This is a genomic window from Meiothermus sp. QL-1 (assembly GCF_003351145.1).
In the GTDB taxonomy this organism is placed as follows: Bacteria; Deinococcota; Deinococci; order Deinococcales; family Thermaceae; genus Meiothermus.
In genome coordinates this window covers 177,358-201,909 of record NZ_QQSV01000001.1, presented here as the reverse complement: position 1 = coordinate 201,909, position 24,552 = coordinate 177,358, and the positions used below count along the sequence as shown (strand labels likewise).

At 66.8% G+C, this 24,552-nt stretch carries 16 protein-coding genes; 15 read left to right on the top strand and 1 reads right to left on the bottom strand.

The window, feature by feature from the left end; genetic code table 11:
- Positions 1 to 4: 4 nt before the first annotated feature.
- A complete protein-coding gene (locus DV704_RS00985) occupies positions 5 to 850 on the bottom strand; it encodes an alpha/beta hydrolase (RefSeq protein ID WP_158539589.1) in 846 nt (281 codons plus the stop codon).
- A gap of 202 nt (positions 851 to 1,052) precedes the next feature.
- Here DV704_RS00985 and pyrR point away from each other — a divergent pair, with 202 nt between their 5' ends.
- From pyrR to rny, 15 genes are all read left to right on the top strand, one after another.
- The gene (pyrR, locus tag DV704_RS00980) at positions 1,053 to 1,592 is read left to right on the top strand and encodes a bifunctional pyr operon transcriptional regulator/uracil phosphoribosyltransferase PyrR (RefSeq protein WP_114797691.1); all 540 of its coding nucleotides are present in this window, start codon (positions 1,053 to 1,055) and stop codon (positions 1,590 to 1,592) included.
- Positions 1,589 to 2,503, top strand: a complete 915-nt coding sequence (locus DV704_RS00975) for an aspartate carbamoyltransferase catalytic subunit (protein WP_114797690.1) — start codon at positions 1,589 to 1,591, stop codon at positions 2,501 to 2,503. The genes pyrR and DV704_RS00975 overlap by 4 nt, the downstream gene beginning before the upstream one ends.
- Complete coding sequence (locus DV704_RS00970) at positions 2,503 to 3,819, top strand: dihydroorotase (protein WP_114797689.1); 1,317 nt, start codon at positions 2,503 to 2,505, stop codon at positions 3,817 to 3,819. The genes DV704_RS00975 and DV704_RS00970 overlap by 1 nt, the downstream gene beginning before the upstream one ends.
- Positions 3,816 to 4,292, top strand: a complete 477-nt coding sequence (locus DV704_RS00965) for a hypothetical protein (RefSeq protein ID WP_114797688.1) — start codon at positions 3,816 to 3,818, stop codon at positions 4,290 to 4,292. Before DV704_RS00970 ends, DV704_RS00965 begins: the two co-directional genes overlap by 4 nt.
- Positions 4,293 to 4,307: 15 nt before the next feature.
- On the top strand, positions 4,308 to 4,982 hold the full coding sequence (locus DV704_RS00960) for a response regulator transcription factor (protein WP_114797687.1): 675 nt from the start codon (positions 4,308 to 4,310) through the stop codon (positions 4,980 to 4,982).
- A 211-nt stretch (positions 4,983 to 5,193) separates the two neighbouring features.
- Positions 5,194 to 5,694 (top strand): hypothetical protein, encoded by a 501-nt coding sequence (locus DV704_RS00955; protein WP_114797686.1) that lies wholly within the window; start codon positions 5,194 to 5,196, stop codon positions 5,692 to 5,694.
- 8 nt (positions 5,695 to 5,702) lie between these two features.
- The gene (locus DV704_RS00950) at positions 5,703 to 8,405 is read left to right on the top strand and encodes a DUF11 domain-containing protein (RefSeq protein ID WP_114797685.1); all 2,703 of its coding nucleotides are present in this window, start codon (positions 5,703 to 5,705) and stop codon (positions 8,403 to 8,405) included.
- An 83-nt stretch (positions 8,406 to 8,488) separates the two neighbouring features.
- A complete protein-coding gene (locus DV704_RS00945) occupies positions 8,489 to 9,961 on the top strand; it encodes a DUF11 domain-containing protein (RefSeq protein ID WP_158539588.1) in 1,473 nt (490 codons plus the stop codon).
- Positions 9,958 to 15,447 (top strand): DUF11 domain-containing protein, encoded by a 5,490-nt coding sequence (locus DV704_RS12430; RefSeq protein WP_114797683.1) that lies wholly within the window; start codon positions 9,958 to 9,960, stop codon positions 15,445 to 15,447. The genes DV704_RS00945 and DV704_RS12430 overlap by 4 nt, the downstream gene beginning before the upstream one ends.
- Complete coding sequence (locus DV704_RS00935; RefSeq protein ID WP_114797682.1) at positions 15,444 to 18,764, top strand: SdrD B-like domain-containing protein; 3,321 nt, start codon at positions 15,444 to 15,446, stop codon at positions 18,762 to 18,764. The genes DV704_RS12430 and DV704_RS00935 overlap by 4 nt, the downstream gene beginning before the upstream one ends.
- Positions 18,765 to 18,787: 23 nt before the next feature.
- Entirely contained in the window at positions 18,788 to 19,765 is a 978-nt protein-coding gene (locus DV704_RS00930) for a folate-binding protein YgfZ (protein ID WP_114797681.1), read from the top strand.
- An 84-nt stretch (positions 19,766 to 19,849) separates the two neighbouring features.
- Positions 19,850 to 21,034, top strand: coding sequence for a CinA family nicotinamide mononucleotide deamidase-related protein (locus DV704_RS00925; RefSeq protein ID WP_114797680.1), 1,185 nt, complete (start codon positions 19,850 to 19,852; stop codon positions 21,032 to 21,034).
- Entirely contained in the window at positions 21,031 to 21,597 is a 567-nt protein-coding gene (gene thpR, locus DV704_RS00920) for an RNA 2',3'-cyclic phosphodiesterase (RefSeq protein ID WP_114797679.1), read from the top strand. The genes DV704_RS00925 and thpR overlap by 4 nt, the downstream gene beginning before the upstream one ends.
- Positions 21,548 to 22,594 carry a recombinase RecA gene (gene recA, locus DV704_RS00915; RefSeq protein WP_114797678.1) on the top strand — a complete coding sequence of 349 codons (1,047 nt, stop codon included), beginning with the start codon at positions 21,548 to 21,550 and terminating at the stop codon, positions 22,592 to 22,594. Before thpR ends, recA begins: the two co-directional genes overlap by 50 nt.
- Before the next feature lie 162 nt (positions 22,595 to 22,756).
- Positions 22,757 to 24,499, top strand: a complete 1,743-nt coding sequence (gene rny, locus DV704_RS00910) for a ribonuclease Y (protein ID WP_114797677.1) — start codon at positions 22,757 to 22,759, stop codon at positions 24,497 to 24,499.
- The last annotated feature ends 53 nt before the right edge of the window (positions 24,500 to 24,552 follow it).

Here is a 24,552-nt window from a genome sequence, read left to right as displayed (position 1 = left end):
GGTTTCAACGCAGGTGCCGCAGGAAAAAAGCCGTGATGTTCTGGTAGTTCCTCGGTGAGGTAAAGGCCGTGCCCCCGTGGCCCATGCCCGGGAAAACCTCCAGGCGGGCCTCCACCCCCTGCAGCTTGAGCTTCTGGTAGAGCTTCTGGCCCTGCTCTAAAGGCACCACCGGGTCCTCGGCCCCATGCTGTATTAGGAAAGGGGGATCGTCCGGGGTGACATAGTACAGGGGGCTGGCCTGGCGGGCCAGCTCGAGCCGCTCGTGCACCGGCCCACCCAGCAGAAGCTGCACCGAGCGGCGCCTCGGGTCCACCGAGGTCAGGTCGGTAGGGGCAAACCACACCACCACCGCCTGCACCCGGCTGGAATACCCTTTCCAACCCCCCGCGCCCTCGAGCCCCTCCACCCCCCCGCTCACCCCCAGAAGGGCTGCCAGGTGCCCCCCGGCCGAGCCCCCCCAGACCCCTATGCGTTCGGGGTTCAAACCGTAGCGATGGGCCTGGGCCCGCAAATAGCGGATGGCGCACTTCACGTCGTGAATCTGGGCAGGGAATTGGGCCTCCCTGCTCAGGCGGTAGGCAACGGTCGCGGTGAAAAAACCCGCCTGGGCCAGGGGCACCAGGTGGGGCCACCCCCTCCGCTTGTCCCCGCTGTACCAGCCTCCCCCGTGAATCCAGACCACCGCCGGCAGGCCCTCCGCGGGCCCCTTGGGCCGCAGGATGTCCAGGGTGAGCACCCGCGCCCCCGCCTGGCAGTAGGGAACGTCCTGAATCAGCTCCACCCCGGGCGGAAGGCCGGCCGCCTGGCCCCCACCTAACAAGAAGCAAAGCCCCAGCCAGAACCCGCGCACGCCCACGATTCTACCCCCAGTTGACCAAGGCCAGCCCCGGGGCGTAGGATGGCGGGCGGGCTTGGCCCCACACCTTTAACCCGATCCTGCGAGGTCGGAAAGGAGCTAGTGTGAACAACAAAGTCGCCCAAAAACCGCACGCCCCCACGGGGCGCGTTTTTTCTTCGCCGGCGCAGGGTAGGCTGGATGAGGAGGCCACGCCATGACCTTCAAATCCCGCATCCTGAACCAAGACGAGGTCCGCCGCGCCCTCATCCGCATCGCCCATGAGGTTATCGAGAAGAACAAGGGCACCGATAGGCTCTGCTTTGTAGGAATCCACACCCGCGGCATCAGCCTGGCCAAAAGGCTGGTGGAGCTGGTCGAGCGCTTCGAGGGCAAGCGGGTGCCCATGGGCATCCTGGACATCACCCTCTACCGCGACGACCTTTCGGAAATCGGACTCCAGCCCAAGGTGCGCGAGACCCGAATTCCCTTCGATATAAACGGCAAGGCGGTGGTGCTGGTGGACGACGTGCTCTATACCGGCCGCACCGCCCGGGCCGCGCTGGACGCCCTCATCGACCAAGGCCGCCCCAGCCGCATCTACCTGGCGGTGCTGGTGGACCGGGGACACCGCGAGCTGCCCATCCGGGCCGACTTCGTGGGGAAGAACCTGCCCACCTCCAGGGCCGAGGTGGTCAAGGTCAAAACCCAGGAGGACGACGGGGAAGACGCGGTGGAGCTGTGGGAGGTACCATGAGCTTTCCCAAGCACCTTTTGGACTTCCAGGGCTGGAGCCGCGCGCAGATCGAGAGCCTCCTTGAGACCGCGCGGCTCATGCAGGAGGTGCTGGCCCGGCCGGTCAAGAAGGTGCCGGCCCTCACCGGCTTCACCGTGGCCACGGTCTTCTTTGAGCCTTCCACCCGTACCCGCATCTCCTTCGAGCTGGCCGCCAGGCGGATGTCTGCCGATGTGGTGAGCTTTGCCGGGGCCACCAGCTCCACCGCCAAGGGCGAGACCTACCGCGACACCCTGCGCACGCTCGACCAGATGGGTATCGACGCCTACATCCTGCGCACCGATGCCGCTGGGGTGCCCCACCAGGCCCACCGCTGGCTAAAAAAACCCGTCATCAACGCCGGGGATGGCTGGCGGGCCCACCCCACCCAGGCGCTGTTGGACGCTTTCACCCTTTTGGAAAGGCTGGGCAGCCTGGAGGGCAAAAAGATTGCCATCGTGGGGGACATCCTGCACTCCCGGGTAGCCCGCTCAAACGCCGAGCTGCTGCCCCGCCTTGGCGCGCAGGTGGTGGCCTGCGGCCCGGCCACCCTGCTCCCCGCCCACCTGCCCGGGGCCAGCCTTACCACCAGGCTCCAGGAGGCCTTGGAGGAAGCCGACGCGGTTATGGTGCTGCGGCTACAGAAGGAGCGCATGGACAGGGGGCTTCTGCCCTCCATACCGGAGTACATAGCAGGGTACCAGCTCACCGAGGCGCGCCTGGCCTGGGCCAAGCCCGAGGCCCCCCTGCTCCACCCCGGCCCCATGAACCGCGATGTGGAGCTGGAGGGCACTCTAGCCGACTCCACGCGCAGCCTGGTCGAGCGGCAGGTGGCCAACGGCCAGGCTGTGCGGATGGCGGTGCTGTACCACGTGCTGGTAGGAAAACAATGATGAAGGGCGAGATTCTGATCAAAAACGTCACCCTGGTAGACAGCCAGGGCACCCATGGGCAGGCCGACGTGCTGGTGGGCGAGGGACGCATAATCTCGCTTGCCGGCGGGGAGGCAGCACAGGTGGTGGAGGCCGCCGGGCTCTACCTTTCACCTGGCTTCCTCGACCCCCACGCCCACCTGCGCGAACCAGGGCAGGAGGTCAAGGAGGACCTCTGCTCGGGCCTTACCGCCGCGGCCCGGGGGGGGTATACCGATGTGGTCTCGATGCCCAACACCACCCCGCCCATAGACCGGCCCGAGGCGGTGGCGGCGCTAAAGTCCAGGGCCCGCGCCATAGGCCAGGCCCGGCTCCACCCCGCCGCTGCCCTCACCCAGGGGCAGGAGGGCCAGCTTCTGACCGAAGCCCGGCTCATCAAGGAGGCTGGGGCGGTGCTGCTTACCGACGACGGCCGCACCAACGAGGATGCGGGAGTGCTGGCCCTGGGCCTGCGCTATGCGGCCTCCGTTGGGCTTCCCGTGGCGGTGCACGCCGAGGACGCCGGGCTTCGGCGGGGCGGGGTGATGCACGAGGGGGAGGTATCCTTCCGGCTCGGTCTGCCGGGCAACCCGGCCTACGCCGAAAGCGCCCGCATCGCGCGGGATCTGGAGGTGGTGCGCTACCTCACCGAGGAGCTTGGGGTGCGAGCGGAAGGGCATAGCCTGCTGCACTTCCAGCACCTGAGCACCCGTCGGGGCCTCGAGCTCATCCGCCAGGCTAAGCGAGAAGGCCTGCCCGTCAGCGCCGAGGTTACCCCCCACCACCTGACCCTAACCGACCGGTACCTGGAGCGCCTCGAGCCCCTCTACAAAGTGGCCCCACCCCTGCGCACCGAGGCCGACCGGAGAGCCCTCCTCGAGGGGCTGCTGGAGGGCAGCCTGGACTGCGTCGGCACCGACCACGCCCCCCACACCGCCGACGAGAAGGAGCTGGACCTCCTCAGGGCGCCTTTTGGCATCCCGAGCCTCGAGGTGGCCTGGCCCCTCCTTTACACCGAGCTGGTGGAGAAGGAAGGCTTCCCCCTGCCCACGCTGCTGGAGCGCTTTACCGACGGACCCAGGCGCCTTCTCGGCCTCCCCCCGATCCGGCTTGAAGAGGGGGCCGAGGCCAGCCTGGTGCTGTGGGCCCCTCGCCTGAAGCGCCCGGTGGAGCCCAGGACCTTTGCCTCCAAGGCCCGCTATAGCCCCTGGGCGGGCTGGCAGCTTCAGGGCTGGCCGGTCATGACCCTGGTGAAAGGGCGGGTGGTGTTCGCGGATTTGTTAGACTATCGCCCATGAAGCGTTTTGGCCTCGTCTTGCTCCTACTAGCCGGCTGTAGCAACGCTCCCATCACGGTGCCCATCCAGGACTTCGATACCGACTTTGCCGGGGTGCAAAGCAGCCAGGCCGTTTTCGCAAAAGGCGAGTTCAGGAAACCCCCGGTCAACCTCTCGAGCCTGGTCCTCGAGGGCACCCTCTACTACCCCCAGACCTCGGCCAGCTTTACCTTCTTTGTGAGCGATACCGAGCCCTGCGGCAACCGGGCCAACGGCTTTTACATCTGCAACCCCAACGCCTCCCACATCGAGCAGGCCGGCACCGCCAGCTTCCAAAGCGGAAGCCCGCAGCCCCTGCGGCTTTCCGCCAACCGGCTCACCAGCGGTATCAACAGCGGCAACCTCTGGATTGGGGTACGCCTCGATAGCGGAATCGCCACCGCCGGTACCCTGCAGTTCCGCAACATGGTGGCCAGGGTGGCCGTGCTGCCCTAGGGTCCAAGGCTGCTTATGGAACGCCTGCTGGTTGTGGAGGACGATCTCCACCTGGCCCGCCTGATCACCTCGGTGCTGGAGCGCGAAGGCTACAGGGTGGCCCTGGCCACCAACGGCCTGGACGCCACCCAACTGGCCCCCCAGGCCGACCTTATGGTCCTGGACCTGGGCCTGCCGGGGCTAGGGGGGCTGGAGGTCATCCGCGAGCTGCGCGAGGGCGGATGGAATCTGCCCATCCTGGTCATCAGCGCCCAGGGTAGCGAGGAAATACGGGTGAGGGCGCTGGAACTGGGGGCCGACGACTACCTCACCAAACCCATGGGCGTGCGGGAGATGGTCGCCAGGGTTCGGGCCCTCCTGCGTCGCAGCCGACCTGAACAGGAAATCCAGATTGGGGACCTGCGCATCTCCCTCAAGCGCCGCCAGGTATTCGTGCGCGAACGCGCCGTCGACCTCTCCCCCACCGAGCTGGAACTGCTTCTTACCCTAGCCCAGCACCCCGGCGAGGTCTGGAGCCGCGAGCGTCTGCTCCAACGGGTCTGGGGGGCCGAGCGGGGCAGCGCGGTGGACGAGCGGGTGGTGGACAGCTACATCGCTCTCCTGCGGCGCAAGTTGGGGGACAACCCCAGGGCCCCCCGCTATTTGGAAACGGTCTTCGGTCAGGGCTACCGAATTCGCGACAACCGCTAAATTGAGCGGTTTTGTATTTTTTATACCCCCGTTACGGGGGTTTTTCCCTTACTTTTCGGCCTAGAAAACCGGTTTTTCAAGAGTTTTGCAAATACCCCCCCAGGGAATCTGTGAAAAATAGCCAAAGCCTTTACAAAACTCCCGGCTAACATAGGAGACCGGGTTTTGTGACAAACCTTACCTTAGGCGCACAAAACCCCCGGGAGGAACGATGCACTGGAAAGGTTGGTTGGCTTTTTTCCTGGTCGCCCTGGGGGCCCTGGCCCAGGGAGAGCTCAGGCTCGACCTCAAGGCTTTTCGCGTGGTGAGCCTGGTACAGGAAGGAAAAACCGTAGAGCGGCTCGAGATGGCTACCGAGGCCCGGCCTGGAGCAGTTGTGGAATACCAGCTCGTGGCCACCAATCCCACCGATCGACCCATCAGGCAGGGCGCGCTAGTCATCCCCATTCCCCTGTCCACCTTCTACCAGGCCGAAAGCGCCGGTCCCCTTTCCTGGAAGGGGCAGGTCATCCTCCCTGAGTTCAGCTTCGACGGGGGGCAGAGCTACGGGCGCCCGCCCCTCAAGCGAACCCTTACGGTCATCGAGAACGGCAAGGAGGTCCGCAAGGAAGTAGAGGTCAGACCCGAAGAGTACACCCACGTCCGCTGGATTGTTCCTGAAATCGGTCCTAAGGAAAGCCTCACGCTCAAACTTCGAGCAATCGTGCGCTAAGGAGGTATATGCAGAGAATCCTTTTCGCGCTGGCGCTGGCCCTGGGGCTGGCCCTAGCCCAACCCACCCCGGCCGGCACCAGCATCACCAACCAGGCCTCAGCCCAGTACATCGACTCAGCCGGCCAGGCCCGCTCCACCACCTCCAACCAGGTCGTCACCGTGGTGCAGCAGGTCTACAGCCTCACCATCACCCCCAACGGCACGGAAGCAAGCCCTGGCCAGACCCGCACTGCCCTGGCCGGCGCCACCGTCTACTTCGCCTATGTGGTGAGCAACACCGGCAACGGCAACGACACCATCGCCCTCACCACCGCCCAGGGCTCTTCCGACAACTTCGACCTCGGCGGTGTCGCCATCTACCACGACCAAAACTGCAACGGCACCCTGGACGCAGGCGAACCCAGCATCACCAGCCTGGCGCTTACCCGCCAGGGCACCCTCCAGAGCTCGGCCTGCGTGGTGGTGGCCGCCACCATTCCCGCAGGCGCCTCAAACGGGCAGTACGGCAACCTGAACCTGGTGGGGACCTCCTCCGGGGGCCCGGCGGATAACGACAACTGGGCCCGGGCCACGGCCACCACCGCGGCTGCCCTCACCGCCATCAAGGCCGCAAGCCCCACAGGGGGCGTCAACCCCGGCGCCACCATCACCTACACCATCAGCGGGGCCAACACCGGGGGCAGCGCAGCCAGCGGGGTGAGCATCTCCGGCCTGGGCACCGGCATCCTCATCGCCGATGCCATTCCAAACGGGCTCACCGTCTCCTCGCCCCCCACTGGTACGGCTGGGGCGGGCACGGTGCAGATCGTCTACTCCACCGATGGGGGCGCCACCTGGACCACCACCTCGCCCCTTCCCCTCACCGGCAACGCCGCCGGCAGCAACCGGGTGGGCATGTTCATCAGCGGCAGCGGGGCTTTCTTCCCGCAGGGGGCTTCGTACACCTTCAGCTTCCAGGCCACCGTGCCCGCAGGCGCGGCCCAGGGCACCCAGTACACCAACACCGCCACCGTCCAGTTCAACGACGGCAGCGCCAACCGAACCGTCACTTCCAACGGCACCACCCATACCGTAAATGCAAGCTACAGCGTGGTCGTCGGACCCTTCGGCTTCCCCACGGGAGGGGCCTCGGGCACCTACAGCGCTGCTGGCTACACCATCACCCGTTCAGGCGACAACCAGAGCATCGCCTCGGTCTACAACGGCCAGAACATCACCTTCTATCACACCCTGCGCAACACCGGCAACATCGCCGACAGCTACACGCTCTCGGTAAGCGGTGCACCGGCGGGTTGGTCCTGTAGCTTCCGCCAAAGCGACCACCTGACCCCCATCTCGGGCCCCGTAGGCCCCATCGCCCCTGGCAGCAACTTCGACTTCGACCTGGTCTGCTACGTTCCCCCCACCTACACGAGCAGCTCTTCGGTTAGCCTCACTGTAACCGCCACCTCGACGGGGAACAGCGCTCAAAGCGATACCACTGCCGATACCATCGGACAGGTGGTCTCGGGCTATGGGGTGGACCTGGCAAGGCTGGGAAGCGCCGGGGATGGCAACCCCGCCAACGACAACCCACCCGCCCAAAACGCCAACCCCGGTACCCAGGTGAGCTTCCCCATCGAGATTGTGAACACCGGGGTCAACCCCGACACCTACAACCTGAGCGCCCCCACCCTGCCGGCAGGTTGGACCGTGCGCTTCTACCCGGACACCGATTGCAACGGGCTGATGGATAGCCCCGCGCCCTCACCCGTGACCAACTCGGGGCTCGTCAACCCTGGGAACGCTGGTAGACGCTGCTTCATCGCAGTGGTGGATATCCCGACCAACGCCGCGCCAGGAGGGTATTCAGTAAACTTCCAGGCTGATAGCGCTACCGACAGCGACGCGAACACGCCCGGCATCCAGCCCGTCTCCAGCGATACCATCAGCACCACCGTCAACGTCAACCTGGTGACCGGTTTCACCCTGAGCCCTGACCGCAGCGGCACCGTAACCAGCCCGGGCACCATCACCTACACCCATAACCTGACCAACAGCGGCAACGCCCAGGCCAGCGTGAGCATCTCCGCTCCCACCAGCGCCTACGGCTGGACCTACCAGCTTTCCAGCGACGGCACCAGCTGGCAAAGCAGCCTCTCTATCCCAAATTTACCCCCAGGCGGCAGCACCCCGGTGTACATACGGGTTCTGGTGCCTAGCGGGGAGCCCATCGGGCGGAGTGAAACGGTGACCCTCACTGCCTCCGCCAGCTACGCGGGAGGGGGCAGCGCCACCAGCAGCGTGCAGGTGACCACCACCATTGTGGGGGGCGAGCTCTCGCTCAGCAAGAGCGGGGTGAGCTATGTGGGGAGCAGCACCACCGTGCGCTCCAGTACCGCTGCCATTGCCTTCCCCGGGGACCAGATCGTCTACACCGTGGTGGGGCAGAACATTGGCACGGGAGATCTGAGAAACGTCCGCATCTCCGACCCGCTGCCGGCCTTCACCACCTTTGTCTCAGCCTCGGCCACCACCACTATTTCTGGCGGTACCATCCTCTACTCCACCGACGGGGTGACCTGGAGCACTACGGCACCCACGAGCCTTGCTGCGGGCCAGAGCCTCTACGTGGGCGTGGACACCAACAACGATGGCAACATCACCAACGCTGACGTGATGCCTGCAGGCAGCAGCATTACCCTCGTTCTGCGGGTGCAGGTGCAGTAAGTATGCGGGGGCTTCGCTGGCGCATTGGCAGGGGCGCACTAGCGCCGGCGAAGCCCCTCTTCTTTTCAGAAGCAAAACAGTGGATGCGCTTTTTGGTCTTCCTTCTACTCCTCCCCTCTTTGGCCTGGGCGCAGGTTGTGGAAAACCAGGCTCGAGGCGCTTTCGAGGGCGGGAGCCACTCCTCCAACACAGTAAGGACGGAAGTGGTGGATACGAACCGGCTCCGCCTGCAAAAGCAGCAGGACGTAGGGGAGAGAGCCGAGCCCGAAACCCCTGTCACCTACCGCCTCAGGGTGGAAAACCACCTGGGCATAGCACTTCAGGACCTAGTGCTGGAGGACCCTCTGGCGCCCGAGCTGGAGTTCGTTGCCGCCTCAGACGGCGGGGTCTACGACCCAGGCACCCACCGGGTGCGCTACAGCCTGGGCGTGCTCGCCCCAGGCCAGGTTCGGGAAGTCCGCCTGGTGGTGCGGGTAAAAGCCAGCGCGGCCGAAGGAAGCCTAGTGGAAAACCGCTTCACCCTGCAAAGCCGGGAGCTCGCAACCCCCCTTACCTCGCCCCCGGTGCGCTTCCGGGTGCAAACCACTCGGCTTCTCCTCAGCAAGGAGGTGGAGCGCAAAGAGGTGCGGGTAGGGGACCGGCTCAGCTACACCCTGAGGCTCACCACCCTGGGCCAGCCCCCCCAGAGCATCACCCTGGAAGACCTCCTGCCCGAGGGCACCCAGTACATCCCCGGCAGCGCCCAGCTCGCCTACGAGGGAAGCCCCCCGACGCCAGCAGAACCGCAGATAGAAGGCAGGCGGCTTCGCTGGGCCGGGCTCGCCCCGGGCCGCCTCGCCCTGAGCTATAGCCTCCGCATCACCCCAAGCGCCCCTGCCCGCCTCACGAACACCGCGGCCGCGAGGGCCTTCGGGCAAGGCGGAGAGGTGGTGGCCGAGGCCTCGGCCGCCGCCCTCACGCGGGTCCTGCTCGGGGTGCTGGCCCCGCCCAGTCTTCTACAGGGCCGGGTCTATCTGGACGTGAACCGGGACGGGAAGTACCAGGCCGGGCTGGATGTGCCCCTGCCTGGGGCCCGGCTTCTTCTGGCGAATGGGGCCCAGACCCTCACCGATGCCGAGGGGCGCTACACCTTCCGGGAGGTGTCCCCAGGGGTGCACGAGGTCTTCCTCGACCCCCTCTCAGCCCCCTTCCCGCCCCTGCCGCACCCTGAGGCCCTGGGCGAGGGCTGGCGCCACCGGGTGCGCGTGGACGGGCTCACCACCACCGACTTCCCGCTGGAAGCCCCCCGAGGGCTGGCCCAGGCCAGCCGTTCGACCCGGTTGGTCTTCGGTCCTTTGACTGTGGAAAAGAGGCTCCTGCCCCTGCCCTCTGGGGTACGGGTGGTGCTGGTGCTGCGCACAGACGAGCCCCTGCCCGACCTCACCCTGACCGATCCCCTTCCAGATGGGGGCAGCAAGACCTTCCACTTTGAGCTTTTGAAGGGCGAACAGACCCTGACCTACGACCTGCCCAAAGGGCATCTCACCGACCCGGAGGTGCGCTGGAGGTACCCATGAGAGGCCTGGTGCTCATCCTTCTGGCAGGGCCTCTAGCCCTGGCCCAGCCCCGCACCGACCTCAGGGGGGTGGTGCCGGGGGACGCCCTGGGCTGGGAGACCCACACCCTGAGGGCCTCGGTGGTGGTGCACAGGCCCACCCTGCTGAACCTGCAGATATACTCCCCTGGGTTCGACCCAAACGACTACCGCCGGGGCAAAGGCGAGCTTGGGGACGAGCGCTACGACCGCGGCAGGGGAAGGGTAGAGTCCACCTTCGCGTTCTACCAGGGCCCACGCACCCTGGCCGAGGCCCGCTTTGGGGTGGAGCCCCACCGCTGGGTGACCTTCTTCCGGGGAGAGCTCGCACCCGGGGTCTACACGCTGGAGAGCAAATTCTTTGGCAACGGCAAGAACGCCTTCCTCTACCGCATCCAGACTCGGGTGCCGGAAGCGGCCGAGCTTCTGCTGGACCCGGTCTTGCAGCTTTATGATGTGCGCAACCCAGACCCAGAAGCGCGTACAAAGCCCCTCGCAGGCATAACCGCTGTGCGCAGTAGAAGCTGGGTAGAGCCCTTTTCACTCCAAGTCGAACCCGACGCCCTACCCATACGGGTGGGCTTCTACGACGAGGATGGCCCCGCCGAGCTCGAGGCCCGGGTGCACTACGAGGGAGGAAAAATCGTGCCCCGAACGGTCTCGGAGGACCGAAGCTGGGCCTACTATGAGGTCCGCCAGCCGGGGCTGGTTCGATTTGGCTTTCGCCAACCCGAAGGAAGCCGCCAGTACTCCAATACCATCGGTTTCAAGGTGGAGGGGTGCTTGGAGGTGGCCCCAAAGGGGGCTCCGGCCCAATTCGTGCTCACCGGCCCCAGGCCCATCCAGATTGAGGCAGCGGATACCAGCGGGCGGCCCGTTGAGGTAAAGACCCGTCTACGAGGAGAACGGGTGCGAATCCTGGAGCTTTACGAAGTGCCGGCAGGCTATGCCCTCAAGGAGAGCCAGGCTCTGGGGGGAGAGGCCCTGGGGCCCACCACCCTGCGCTTCGGCTGCGCCGGCGGGGTGGCCCGCTTTTTCTTCACCCAAACTCCTCCTCCGGCCGCAGAGCCCGTCCCCACCCTCGACAAAGCCTGGCTGGAGGCCCAGGCGCTTCTGGTGACCCCTGAGGGGGAAAGGCCGGTGGAGCTGACGCTGGAGGCTGGAGGGGAAAACCTGCGGCTTCTAGAAGGCCAGGGAAGCCTGGAGCTTCCGCCGGGAAGAATCCCCCTCCGGCTCCGGGTGGAAGGGGCCCGGGTGGAGGGGCCAGAGGCGGTGGAGCTTAAAGCTGGTGAGCGACGGAGAGTTCTTTTCTGGGTCTACCCCCAGGTCAGCCTGGCGCTGGAGGCCCCCGAGCGCCTCCGGGTGGGCGATACGGTCACCCTGACCCTGCGGGCACGCACGGCCTTCCCAGCCCTTCTCCCAGGGGAGTTAGAGATTGCCTTGCCCCCCTGCCTGAGGCCCCTGGCCACCCCCCGGCTCACCGCTCCCCTGTCCGCGGGGCGTGAAGCGGTCCTCCAGGTACCCGTAGAGGCTCTTTGCCGGGGTGAGGCCTCTGTGGAGGGGACCCTCGCCCCCTGGGGGCTGCGCGAGACTGCCAGAATGCGGCTTTTCGAGCCGGCCAGGTTCGCCCTGCGGAAGGAGGCCTCCACCCCTGCTGCAGCCATCGGGGATGCCGTCGTCTACCGGCTGGAGGTCAGGAACACCGGGGACGAGGCCGGGACGGTGGTGCTGCGCGACCTCCTTCCCGAGGGCTTGGAGGGCCCCAGTCTCCAGGAGACCCTTCGCCTGGCCCCAGAGGAGGTCCAGGTGCGCGAGGTAAAGGCCTACGTTCGCCCCGGCGGCGCAAGGACCATAGTGAACCGGGCCCAGCTCCTGAGCCCCGAGGGTAGCCTCCTACAACAAGCCGAGGCCCCCCTCCAGGTCCTGCAACCGCTCGGGCGGCTCTCGCACAGCCTGGACAAACCGGTGGTGGTACCGGGCGAGACGGTGGAGGTATCTCTTCGGGTGGAAAACGCCGGCCAGGCCCCTCTTCGCTACACCCTGGAGGACACCCCGCCGGAGTGGCTGGAAGTAGAAGGCCCCCTGCGGTTTTCGGGCGAGCTTCCTCCAGGCCAGGCAGCCACCCACACCTACCGGGCGCGGGTGCGTTTTGGCAGCGAAGCAGAAGGGCGCTTCTCGGCCCTGCTGCGCTTTGAGGGCGGGCTCGTGCGAGCCGAGAACCAGATTCAGAGGAGGCTGGTGCCCCTCTTTCTGGAGCCCCGCCCACCCCGGGTGCTGGTGAGTGGGGAGGCCGGTTTTGCCCTGCGGGTGGAGAACCCCACCAATCGAACCCTGAGCCTCTCGCTGAAACTGGCGCCTGGCGAAGAGGCCCTGCTCCTTGGCCCGGGCGAGGTGCGGGAGGTCTTCTTCTCGGCCTCTACCGAGCGCCTAGGACGGCTCGAGCAGCAAGCGGTCGCCTTTGTGGGCGAGACCCCTGCCTCCCAGCCCGCCCGAAGCACCCTGGAGGTCCTCCCGCTTCCCGAACCCCGGCGCCTTTCGAACATCGAACTCCGCTTCCAAGTCGAAGGCCAAGGAGAGGGCCTCCTCCTCACCCACCCCTTGCCCGAGGGGGCCCGCTACGAACAGGGCTCGGCCCGGCTGGACGGTCTTCCCATCCCTGACCCCCGGGTGGACCGGGAAGGGCGGCTCTTCTTCGAGCTCCCCTACCGGGCTGAAGGGGTGCTGAGCTACAGCGTAGACCACCGCGGACCGCTCCCCCCGCTGGAAGAACCCACCCTCACCCTGCGGGTGGGCGAGCGAGAGGTATTTTTGCGAGGACGGGTGAGCTATAAAGAGCTGGAGAGAACCGCGGCAATGCGCGAAGAAGAGCGGCCAGGGTGGATCCGGGCGCCCCGCCCAGGCCAGGTCTTCCGCGAAGACCGCATCCCAGCGGTCCTGGAGCTTCCCTACGGCCTTACCTACCGGCTTCTCCTCAACGAAGAGGAGGTAGCCCAGACCCAACTAGGCGAGGCCACCTATGACCCCGGAAAAGGGGTGCAGACCCTCCGCTTCTACGGCCTTGCTCTCCGGGAGGGGAAAAACCGGCTCCGGGTGGAGACCCCCCAGGGCAGCGACGAGGTGGAGGTGTTCCTGCAAGGGCGCCCCGTGCGGGTCGAGATCCGCCCCCTGCGGGTCTTGGCCGACGGGAGAAGCCCCCTGGAGCTCGAGGTCCTGGCCCTGGACAAAGCCGGCCTCCCAAGCGGCACGGGCCCCCTCACCGTGGAGACCAGCCCAGAGCCCCTTACCCCCGACGCTTCCCCTAAGGAGGCGGGCCACCAGCTCATCCTGCAGGAGGGCAGGGCCCGCCTCAGCCTGAAGCCGCTCTTCACCGCGGGCGAGGTGCGGGTCCGGGTGAGGTTCGAGGACCTCGAGGCCGAGGCCCACTTCTTCGCCCTGGGGCCGGGAGCCGGCCTGTGGCAGACCCAGGGAAGCCTAGGGGTTCACTTCGGTCAGGAAGTCCAGGCCTTCGGCCTCTTCCGGGGCTACCTGGAAGCCCCGCTGGGCGAGGGCCGGCTGCAGGCTGCAGCCGACGGACAGCTTCGTCCGGGAGGAGGCCTGGAGAGCGGCCTGAGGCCCCCAGCCGACCCCCTGGAGCGCTTCCCCCTCACCGGCGCAGGCACCGAGGCAGCCCTCCCCCTCTCCTCCGACGACCCCCTGGCCCTGCGCTTCGACACCCCCGACCTCAGCTTGGGCTACCACAGGGGTGAGCTTGGCCTCCCCGGGGTGAGGGGGCTCCCCCAGGCCACCGCCTTCCGCCTTCAGACCCGGGGCGACCTTGCGCTGCAGGCCTTTGCCGGCTGGCTGCCCCAGAACACCCGGACCGAGCTCATCGTGCCCGATGGCACCCGCTTCTACCGGCTCCCCACCCCCGCCGAGCCCGGCAGCGAACAGGTGTTCTTGCAGATAGGAGGCAGTGAAAAACGGCTAGAGCGCTACAAGGACTATACCCTGGACGCCACAGGCACCCTGACCCTGGCCCGCCCCCTCTGGCCCACCTCCACGGACTTCCAGCCCGTGCGCCTGCGGGTGGTCTACGCGCCTTCGGAGGGCACCCGGGCGCTTGGCTACGGGGCCGGGGTGCGCTACCAAGCTGGGGGCCTCAGCCTGGGCGGGGGGGCCGCTTATCTGGCCGGGACGGGCTGGCAGTGGGGTCTGGAAGCAGGTTTCAGGCAGGAGGGCTTCGGCCTGCGCCTGGGCTACGGCCGTGGGAGCCGGGAAGCGCTCGAGCTGGAGGCCATGGGCGAGGCAGGCCCGCTGGAGACCAGCGCCAGCCTGACCCTTCAGGAAAAACTTCAGGGCCAGGCCCGCCTGGGCTACCGCGTGGATGAGAATGCCCGGCTCTCCCTCGAGCACACGGCTGCCCAAAACAACCAGACCGGCCTTCTCCTCATCACCCAGCTCTCCCAAGGCTTTAGCGTGGGCGCAGGCCTGGGCTACACCTGGGAGGCTGCGGCCCTTGCGGCCCTGGGCCGGGTGGGCTTCCAGGAGGGCAGAGCGAGGGCCGAGCTCACCCACAGCCAGCCCTTCACCGCTCTCACCCCGGCCCTGACCCAGCTCAGAAGCAGCCTGGCGCTGGACGCAAACCTCGCCCTAGAGGGGGAGCTTGCTCACACCTGGGGAGTGGGCCTGTCGGGCAGCCTGGGCCTCAGGCAAAAATTGGGGGGCGCCAATCTGGCCCTCTCCTATCAACTGCCGGGGGCCTCCGGCGAGGGCAACCGGGCCCGCTTCGGCCTGGAGGCCCCCCTGCCGCTCGATGAGCGCTGGAGCCTGGACCTCACGGCGGGCTACGAACAAAGCTTGGGGAGCGGGGCCAGCCAGGCGGCCTTTGGGCTTGCGGCACGCTACCGCAGCGAGGGCTTCACCGCTACCTTAGGAGGAGAGGCTGCCTTTAGGGAAGGCACCAAACTGGTGCTGCGCGGGGGGGCCACTGGGCAACTCGACCCTCAACAGACCCTTTCCCTCGACGCCACCGCCCAGCTTCTGCCCACCCTGGAGGGCCGTTTCACCCTGGCCTACGCCCTGCGGGGCAGCGACCTCACCCTCCTCACCTACCACCGCCTGGTCCAGGCAGGCGAGAGCACGTTGGAAGGAGCTTTGGCCGCAAGCTATTACCCCCAATCCTCCTTCCAGCTTCGCCCCAGCCTAGCCTACCGCCTGAAGCCCTCCGACCCCGAGGCCAGCACCTACCAGTTAGGCCTGGCAGGCAACTACCATCTCACCCCCTGGCTCGGCCTGGGGGCTGGCTACTACCACCTGTTCCAGCCCAGCACGGCCACAAGCGCACGGGCCTTCAGCCTGGAGGTGAGCTTCCGCCTCCTGGAAGGCCTTTGGCTGAGCGCAGGCTACACCCTGGAGGGGTTCTCGGGCCTCACCCCGGAGACCCGACCCGGCCTCTACTTGAGGCTTGATCTTCTGGGAGGCAGCCGGTGAAGAAGCTGTTTTTCCTCTTGCCCCTGATTCTTGCTCCCGCCTTGAGCCAGGTCACCACCCCCTTTCAGGCTCGTTATGGGCCTGCGAACGAGCCAGGTAACATCGTCCTGGTGGGCAACACCCTCATGTGCGCCGGCTCAGGAAGCGCATGCAACACCGGCCAGATGAACAGCCCCAGCGCCAGCAACAACCAGAGCATGATCTTCGCCAACTACGACCCCAGCGCCCCCACCTGGGGCCCAGGGCGGGGCGGCTCCAGCAGCGCCACCCTCACCCTGCCCACAGGGGCCCAGGTCCTCTGGGCGGGGCTCTACTGGGGGGCCAGGGCGAGCGAATCGGCCTCGGGAAGAAACCTTATTAGCCTAAAACCCCCCGGGGCCACCAGCTACCAGACCGTCACCGGCACCCTCCTGGGCACCATAACCAACCAGGGCGCCGCCACCACCCGCCCTTACGCGGCCTTCGCGGATGTCACCGGCGTCGTGCAGACAAGTGGCAGCGGCGCCTACTGGGTAGGGGGGATTCTAGCAAACACTGGAAATGACAACCTCGGGTTCTACGCCGGCTGGAGCCTGGTGGTGGTCTACCGCCACCCCAGCGAGCCCTTCAAGAACCTGGTGGTCTACGACGGCCTGGCGGTGGTTTCCGCTGGCAACAACGTGACCATCACCCCTAGCGGCTTCCTCACCCCGGCCACAGGTGCGGTTAACGCCCAAATCGGGGCTGTGGCCTTTGAAGGAGATGGGGGTATCAGCGGCGACCAGCTAATCCTGAACGGCACCCCGCTGAGCGATGCCCAGAACCCCAGCAATAACTTCTTCAATAGCTCCATCTCTCGCTTAGGAAACCGCTTCACCCAGAAAACCCCCGACTTTATCAACCAAATGGCGGTGGACGTGGACCTGGTAGACGCCACAGGACGCATTCCCAACGGAGCCACCTCCGCTACTTTGCAGTTCACCTCAACCCAGGACGTCTACTTCCCTGCGGTGCTCACCTTCGCCGTGAACATCTATTTCCCCAACCTCACCACCACCTTCACGAAAAGCGTTGAAGACCTCAACGGAGGCAATGTGGTGGTGGGTGACATTCTGGAGTACACCATTAGCTTCACCAACACCGGCCAGGACGGGGCCACCAGCGTGGTGCTGCGCGACCCCATTCCCGCCGGTACCCAGTATGTGCCCGGAAGCCTTCAGGTGGTGAGCAATGCCACCGGAGCCCCTACCGGCACCTTTACCGACGCCCCAGGGGACGACATTGCCGAGTACAGCAGCGCCTGCAGCGAGCTTTCGGGCAGTCCACCCTGCGTGCGCTTCAGGCTGGGCACCGGGGCCAACGCCAGCCAGGGCGGGCTGATCCTGCCCACCCAGGGGGCCAGCGTGCGCTTCCGCGTTCGGGTGCTGCCTAGCGCGGCAGGGCAGAACATTACCAACGCTGCCCAGATCAGCTATAACGCCCAGACGCTGGGAGGCGGTTTCACCCAAAGCGCAAGCGCCAGCGTCAGCACCAGCGTGCCCATTCCCCCTAGCTTGAACAAAACCTTCAGCCCCCCAAGCATCCTCCCCGGCCAGATCAGCACCCTGAGGATTACCCTTAGCAACCCCAACCCTGTGCCGGCTACCCTCACCGCACCCCTGGTGGACAACCTGCCCGCGGGCCTGGTGGTGGCCAGCCCGGCCGGTGTGAGCACCACCTGCAGCGGCGGCTCGGTGGTGGCCAACCCCGGCAGCTCCAGCGTGACCCTGAATAGCGGCCAGATTCTGGCCAACGATTCCTGCACGGTAAGCGTCAACGTTACCGGCAGCACCCCAGGCAGCTACACCAACACCCTGGCCGCAGGGGCCCTGCAAACCGACCTGGGCAACAATACCAGCGCTGCCACTGCTGTCCTCACCATCCAGGGGCTAAGCCTCTCGGGGCGCGTCTACGCCGACCGGGAACCCAATGGGGTTCGGGAAGCAGGGGAAGACTGGCAAGGCGGCCCCACCGTGTACGTCAATCTGATACAGGGCAGCGGCGTGGTGCAGTCGGTAGCGGTAAACGCAGGAACGGGTGCTTATAGCTTTTCTGGCGTAGCCCCGGGCAGCTATACCCTGGTGCTTTCCACAAACCCCACCGCCACCACCCCCCAGGCCCCTTCGGGCTGGCTCTTCATCAACCCGGCGGGGACTCGCCCGGTAACGGTGAACAGCGCGAACCTGGAGGGGCTGGACTTTGGTCTGTTCCAGGGCTACCGCATATCAGGCCGGCTCTTCCTGGACGACGGCCGGGGCGGAGGAACGCCCAACGACGCTCGGCAGAATGGGGGGGAGACTGGCCTGGGCGGGGTGGTGGTGGAGGTGGCCGGGAATAGCCAGAGCCGCTCCACCCTGACCGACGCCAGCGGGGACTACGTCCTCTACGTTCCCCACAGCTTTGGCAGCAGCGTCGCCCTGCGCCACTACCAAAGCCCTGCCACCGGCAGCAACATAGCAGGCGGAAGCGTGCTTCTTGCCACCTCGTACGGCGACCCTGGAGCCCAGACTCGAGTCCTGAGCGGGATGAGCTCAGGCCAGGTCTACACCGGCTACAACTTCGGCATCGTACGGCCTTCTTTCTTCCAGCCCGACCAGTCCGCTCAGGCCGGGAGCCCGGGGGCAGTAACCTACCGCCACTTCTTCCGCCCGGGCACCTTGGGAAGCGCAACCCTGGGCGTCTCTGGGGCCCATAGCTACCAGCTCCGCCGGGATGCCAACTGCGATGGGGTCTTTGACGCAAGCGAGGTCTTCCAACCCCCTCCCCTCAGCTTCACCGTGGACGCCGCCTGGCCCCGTGAAGCGGACGGCAGCCTCAGGGCCTGCGCCATCGAGGTGCGGGTCCTGCTGCCCGGGGGGCTGCCCGCTGGCCATACCGACATCGCCGCTCTGGGCCTGGAGCTTACCTGGACCACCAATCCAATCACCGAGCGTCGCACCCTCTACGACACCACCCGGGTGGTGGTGGGCGGCGACCTGGAGCTCACCAAGCGGGTGCGCAACGTAAGCCAGAGCACCCCCTTCGGCGAGTATGTGCAGGGGCGGCCCGGCGAGGTGCTGGAGTACTGCATCGAGTACCGCAACCAGGGGAATGCCTCCGTAAGCCAGGTGGTCCTCACCGACCCCATTCCCTTCTTCACCCTGTACCAGACAGGCAGCCTCCGCCTCAACAGCACCCCCCTCACCGACGCACAGGATGCCGATGCAGGCGAGGTCACGGGCGGGGTGGTGCGGGTGAGCCTCGGTGTGCTGGCCGCAGGGGCTTCGGGCAGCGTTTGCTACCGGGTGGTGGTGCGCTAAGTGAGGCGCTTAAACTGAGGAAGATGTTGCTTGAAGCACTGCACGAGGAGCAGGGGGTGCACTGGGGCCGCGAGGGCGAGGCCCGTGTACCGTGGCACTACAAGAGCATAGAAGAAGAGCTGGAAACCCTCTACCAGGGCGCAGCACTGCTCGATTTTTCCGAGCACGGCCTGCTGGAGCTCAGCGGGCCCGACCGCACCGAGTTCCTGCACAACCAGTGCACCTCGGATATTCGCCAGATGCCCAGGGAAACCTGGCTCGAGACCCTCTTTCTGAACGCCAAAGGCCAGATCGAGCACCTGGGCAGGGTGCTGCACCTGGGCGAGAGCCTCTGGGTGAGCACCCCCAACGCCGAGGCCCTGAGCCGGCGCTTTCGGCGCTACATCGTATTCGACCAGGTGGAGGTGGGCGCGCTCTCCTGGTCCCTTCTGCGCCTGCAAGGCCCGGCCGCGGGCGAGGTGGCCCAGCGGCTTCTTCCCCTGCCCGCCTACTGGAGCCTGAAGCGGGCTCCCGGGCTGGTGGTGGCGCGGGACGAGCTGGGGGTTTGGCTTTTTACCCCCAGTGAGGAGGCGGCCCACCTGGCCCGGCAGCTTCTGGAGAACGGGGCCAGCCTGGTGGGGCGCGCGGCCTGGCATATCTGGCGGGTCGAGCGCGGCCAGCCCGACCTGCCCGAGGCCATAGGCGAGCTGCCCCAGGAGGTGGGGCTGGAGGGGCGGGTGAGCTACAAGAAAGGCTGCTATTTAGGGCAGGAAATCATGGCCCGGCTCGAGGCCCGGGGGCAGACCCGCTACCAGCTCATGGCCCTGCTGGGCCAGACCCAGATCCCCCCCGGGGCCGAGGTTTTTCGCGAGGGCCGTCCGGTGGGCCGGGTGGGCACCGCGGTGGAGTCGCCGGAGTGGGGGGCGGTCGCCTTGGCCCTCCTGCGCAAAGAACTCCGGCCCGGCGACCAGGTACGGGTGGCGGGCTGGTCGGCCACCGTGGCCGCTTTGCCCCTGCACTAGCGCGCTTTGCGCCTCCCCTCCGTATGATGGAGGTACGGGGGGTCTTGGTTTTTTAAAGTTTTGCTGTAATATAGGAGACAGTTTATGTTTTTAGCAGAAATAATAGGGGTAGGGGATGAGCTGCTATACGGCGAGACGGTGGACACCAACACCGCCGAAATCGCCTCGAGCCTGCGCCCCTACGCCCTGGAGGTGCGACGCACCCTGCGGGTAGCCGACGACCTGGAGGCCCTAGCCCAGGAGGTGCGACAGGCCTGGAAGAGGGCCCGCCTGGTGGTGCTCTCGGGCGGGCTTGGACCCACGCCGGATGATATCACCCGGGAAGCGGTGGCCCTGGCCCTGGGGGAGCCCTTGGAGACCGACCCAGAGATGCTGGCCCGGCTGGAGGAGCTGTTCGCCGCGCGGGGTTGGCGGATGCCTGAGGCCAACCGCAAGCAGGCCGCCAGAATTCCCTCGGGCCGCTGGATCGAGAACCCCCGGGGCACGGCCCCCGGCTGGTGGGTGCACCGGGAAGGCAGAGACCTGGTCTGCCTGCCCGGCCCCCCGGCCGAGTGGCGGCCGATGTGGGCCAGCCTCCTACCCCAGCTAAACCTCCCTCCAAGGGCCTATCAGCAGGTCACCCTCAAAACCTTCGGCCTGGGCGAGTCGCGCATTGCTGAGCTTCTGGGGCCGCTTTTCTCCCGCAACGGGGCCGTCCAGGTGGCCACCTATGCTCACACGGATGGGGTGGCGGTGGTGGTGCGAGGGGAGCCTGAGGCGGTGCGCCAACGGGTGGAGGAGATCCGCCCCCTTCTGGGCCGGGCGCTGTGGGGCCAGGACCGGGACAGCCTCCCAGCCCTGGTGCTCCGGGCGCTGGAAGCCAGGGGCGCGACCCTGGCCACCCTCGAGTCCATGACCGGCGGGGCCCTAAGCACCCTGCTCACCGGCGTGGCCGGGGCCTCCCAGGCTTATCTGGGCGGCCTGGTGGCCTACCACCCCTCGGTCAAGGCCCGGCTGGAGCTGCCTGCTCCCGCGGTTTCGGCCTCTGCTGCCCAGGCCATGGCCATCTGGGTGCGCGAGCGGCTGGGGGCCACCTATGGCCTGGCCACCACCGGGGTGGCCGGACCCGATCCGGTGGCCGACCAGCCGGTGGGCACGCTCTACGTGGGCCTGGCCGGCCCTGAGGGTAGCCTATCCCAGCACCACCGGCTTCCCGGGGCCAGCCGCGAGGTGTTAAGGCAGCGGGCAGCCCATGCTGCGCTGGCTTTTCTGCTGGGGGAGTTGCGATGAGGCTCTTCTACGCCCTCTTTCCCCCGCGCGAGGTGCAGGAGGCCCTGCGCCCGGTGCAGGAACGGGTAAAGCCCTTCCGCGGCTGGAAGCCGGTAGAGCCCCGTCAGCTCCACATCACCCTCCTCTTTTTGGGCGAACAGCCCGAGGCAAGGCTGGCCGAGCTGCGCCAGGCAGGACAGGAGGTGGCGGCGCAGGTCCCGGCCTTCGAGGTGACCCTAGGCGGCACAGGATACTTTCCCCCCACGGGCTCCCCTCGAGTCTGGTTCATCAAGGCCGCCGGGGCAGGGCTGGAGCCCCTGGCCCAGGGGCTGCGGCAGGCCCTGGGGGTGCAGGACGACCGCTTCCACCCCCACCTGACCCTGGCCCGCAAAAAAGGCCCTGCCCCCCGGGTGGGGCCGGTGGTGATGAACCTGCGCTTTGTGGCCCAGCACGTCTACCTAGTGGAGTCAAAACTCGATCCCTCGGGCTCCAAGTACCGCATCGTCGAAGCGTTTGCGCTGAACGGGAGTGAATATGGACAAGGAGAGGCAGAAGGTTCTGGAAGGCACCCTAAAGACCATTGAAAAGCAGTTCGGCAAGGGGGCCATCATGCGCCTGGGGGAGGCTCCCCGCCAGCAGGTAGACGTGATTCCCACCGGCAGCCTGGGCCTCGACCTGGCTTTGGGGGTAGGCGGCATCCCCAAAGGCCGCATCACCGAAATTTACGGCCCGGAGTCGGGGGGCAAGACCACCCTTGCCCTCTCCGTCATCGCCCAGGCCCAGCAGATGGGGGGGGTGGCGGCCTTTATTGACGCAGAGCATGCGCTCGACCCGCTTTACGCCAAAAGCCTGGGGGTGAACATCGACGACCTATTGGTCTCCCAGCCGGATACCGGCGAGCAGGCCCTGGAGATCGTGGAGCTTCTGGCTCGCAGCGGGGCGGTGGACGTGGTGGTGGTAGACTCGGTGGCAGCGCTGGTGCCCCAGGCCGAAATCGAGGGGCAGATGGGCGACGCCTTCGTGGGCATGCAGGCCAGGCTGATGAGCCAGGCCCTGCGCAAGCTCACCGCGGTGCTGGCCAAAAGCAACACCGCTGCCATCTTCATCAACCAGATTCGGGAAAAGGTGGGGCAGATGTACGGCAACCCCGAGACCACCCCGGGCGGGCGGGCCCTCAAGTTCTACGCCTCGGTGCGGCTGGACGTGCGCAAGCAGGGGCAGCCCATCAAGGTGGGCAACGCAGCCGTGGGCAACCGGGTCAGGGTCAAGGTGACCAAAAACAAGCTGGCCCCTCCTTTCCGCGAGCACGAGATAGAGCTCTACTTCGGCAAGGGCATAGACCCTATGGCCGACCTGGTGAGCATTGCTGTAGCCACGGAGGTCATCAGCAAGTCGGGCTCCTGGCTTTCATACGGCGAGGTGCGGCTTGGGCAGGGCAAGGAAAAAGCCGCCGAGTTCCTGAAGGCTGAGCCCAGGCTGGCCCAGGAGATTCGTGAGAAGGTCCTGGCGCAAGCTGGTAAGCTAACGGTGCTGGCCGCCTCACCGGAAGCAGAGGAGCCGGCGGAAGCGGCCGAGGCTTGAGGGCTTTTGGCGGGGGTTCTCCCAGGATGAAGGGCCATGCAGCCATGGCACAGACCCAAAGCCCGCTGCGATACATGGTAGGTCTAGCCCCAAGGTCTAGGGATTCGCGCTAGACGCCACCCGACCCGAAACTGAGAGAACCTCCTTTTCGAGGAGGTAGCAGTGACTTTTACTCTTCTAGACGTAATCCTTGCGCTCATGGTGGTGGTGCTGGGGGTGGCGGTGGTGGTGCTGGCCCAGCGCAGCAACCGCCTGGCCGAGGCCGGCCGAAGCGAGCTCGAGGCCGCCCGGCAGGAGGCCCAGCAGATTCTGGCGGCCGCCCGGCGGCAGGCCGAGGCGGCTTTAGAGCAGGCCCGGGCCCAGCTCGAAGCAGCCCGTGAAGAGGCCCAGAACCTGCGTCAAAGCGCGCTTTTGGAGGCTCAAAACCTGCGCCAAAGTACCCAGGCTGAGCTCGAGCGGCTGCGCCAGCAGGGGGAGGAGCGGCTGCGCCAGCAGCTCAGGGAGGAGCGGGAGCGGCTCCAGGCCAGCTTAGAGGCCGAGCGGGCCTCGCTCAAAACCGAACGCGAACGGCTCCAGGCCGACCTTCAGGCCGTGCGGGCCGAGCGCGAGGAGCTCAAGCGCGAGACCGAGCGGCTGGCCAGGCGGGGCGAACAGCTCGACGCGCGGGCGGCCCGGCTTGATGAGCAGGAAGAACGGCTCGATGCTCTGGAGAAAAGCCTCCTGGCCCGCGAGGCCGCCCTCGCGGAGCGCGAGCGGCAGATTGACCTCAGGCTGCAGGAAGTGGCCCAGATGAGCCTGGAAGAGGCCCGGAATCTGCTCTTCTCTCGCCTCGACGCCGAGCTCGAGGAGGAGAAAGCCCTCCGCGTCAAGGCCAGCCTGGAGCGGGTGAGGCTCGAGGTCAAGCGCGAGGCCCAGAAGCTGCTGGCCCTGGCCGCCCAGCGCCAGGCCTCCGAGACCGCAGCCGCGCTGGCGGTCTCAGTGGTGCCCATCCCCTCCGACGCCATGAAGGGCCGCATCATCGGGCGTGAGGGGCGCAACATCCGCACCTTCGAGGCCCTCACCGGGGTAGACCTAATCATCGACGACACCCCCGAGGCCGTGCTCCTCTCCAGCTTCAACCCCATCCGCCGTGAAATTGCCCGCATGGCCCTGGAGCAGCTCGTGGCCGACGGGCGCATCCATCCGAGCCGCATCGAGGAGGTGGTGGAAAAAGCCAGGAACGAGATGAAGACCTTCATCTACGAACGGGGCGAGGAGGCCGCCCTGGAGGCGGGGGTGGTAGCCCTGAAGCCCGGGCTGGTGCAGCTCCTGGGCCGGCTCCACTTCCGAAGCTCCTACGGGCAGAACGTGCTCAAGCACTCCATCCAGGTGGCCCACCTCGCCGGCATCATGGCCGCGGAGCTGGGCCTGGACGCGGCTTTGGCCCGCCGGGCCGGGCTTTTGCACGACCTGGGCAAATCGGTGGACCGGGAGATTGAGGGGACCCACGTGGAAATCGGCATCACCCTGGCCACCCGCTTCGGCGAGCCCAAAGAGGTAATCGACGCCATCGCCCACCACCACGACCCCGAGAACGGCGAGACCCTCTACTCGGTTCTGGTCGCCACCGCCGATGCCATCAGCGCGGCCAGGCCCGGGGCCCGGCGCGAGAGCCTGGAAGAGTACATCCAGCGCTTAGAGCAGCTCGAGCGCATCGCCCTCTCCTTCCCCGGGGTGGACCACGCCTTTGCGGTGCAGGCCGGGCGCGAGGTGCGGGTAATTGTGAAGCCCGAGCGCATCTCCGACGCCAAAGCGGTGCTCCTGGCCCGCGAGATTGCCAACCGCATAGAGCGTGACATGAACTACCCCGGCCAGGTTCAGGTCACGGTGGTGCGGGAAAGCCGGGCGGTGGAGTACGCCAAGTAGGCCCGGATTTGTAGCCCCGCCGAAGAATCTGCCCCTGGCCCCAGGGTATTCTG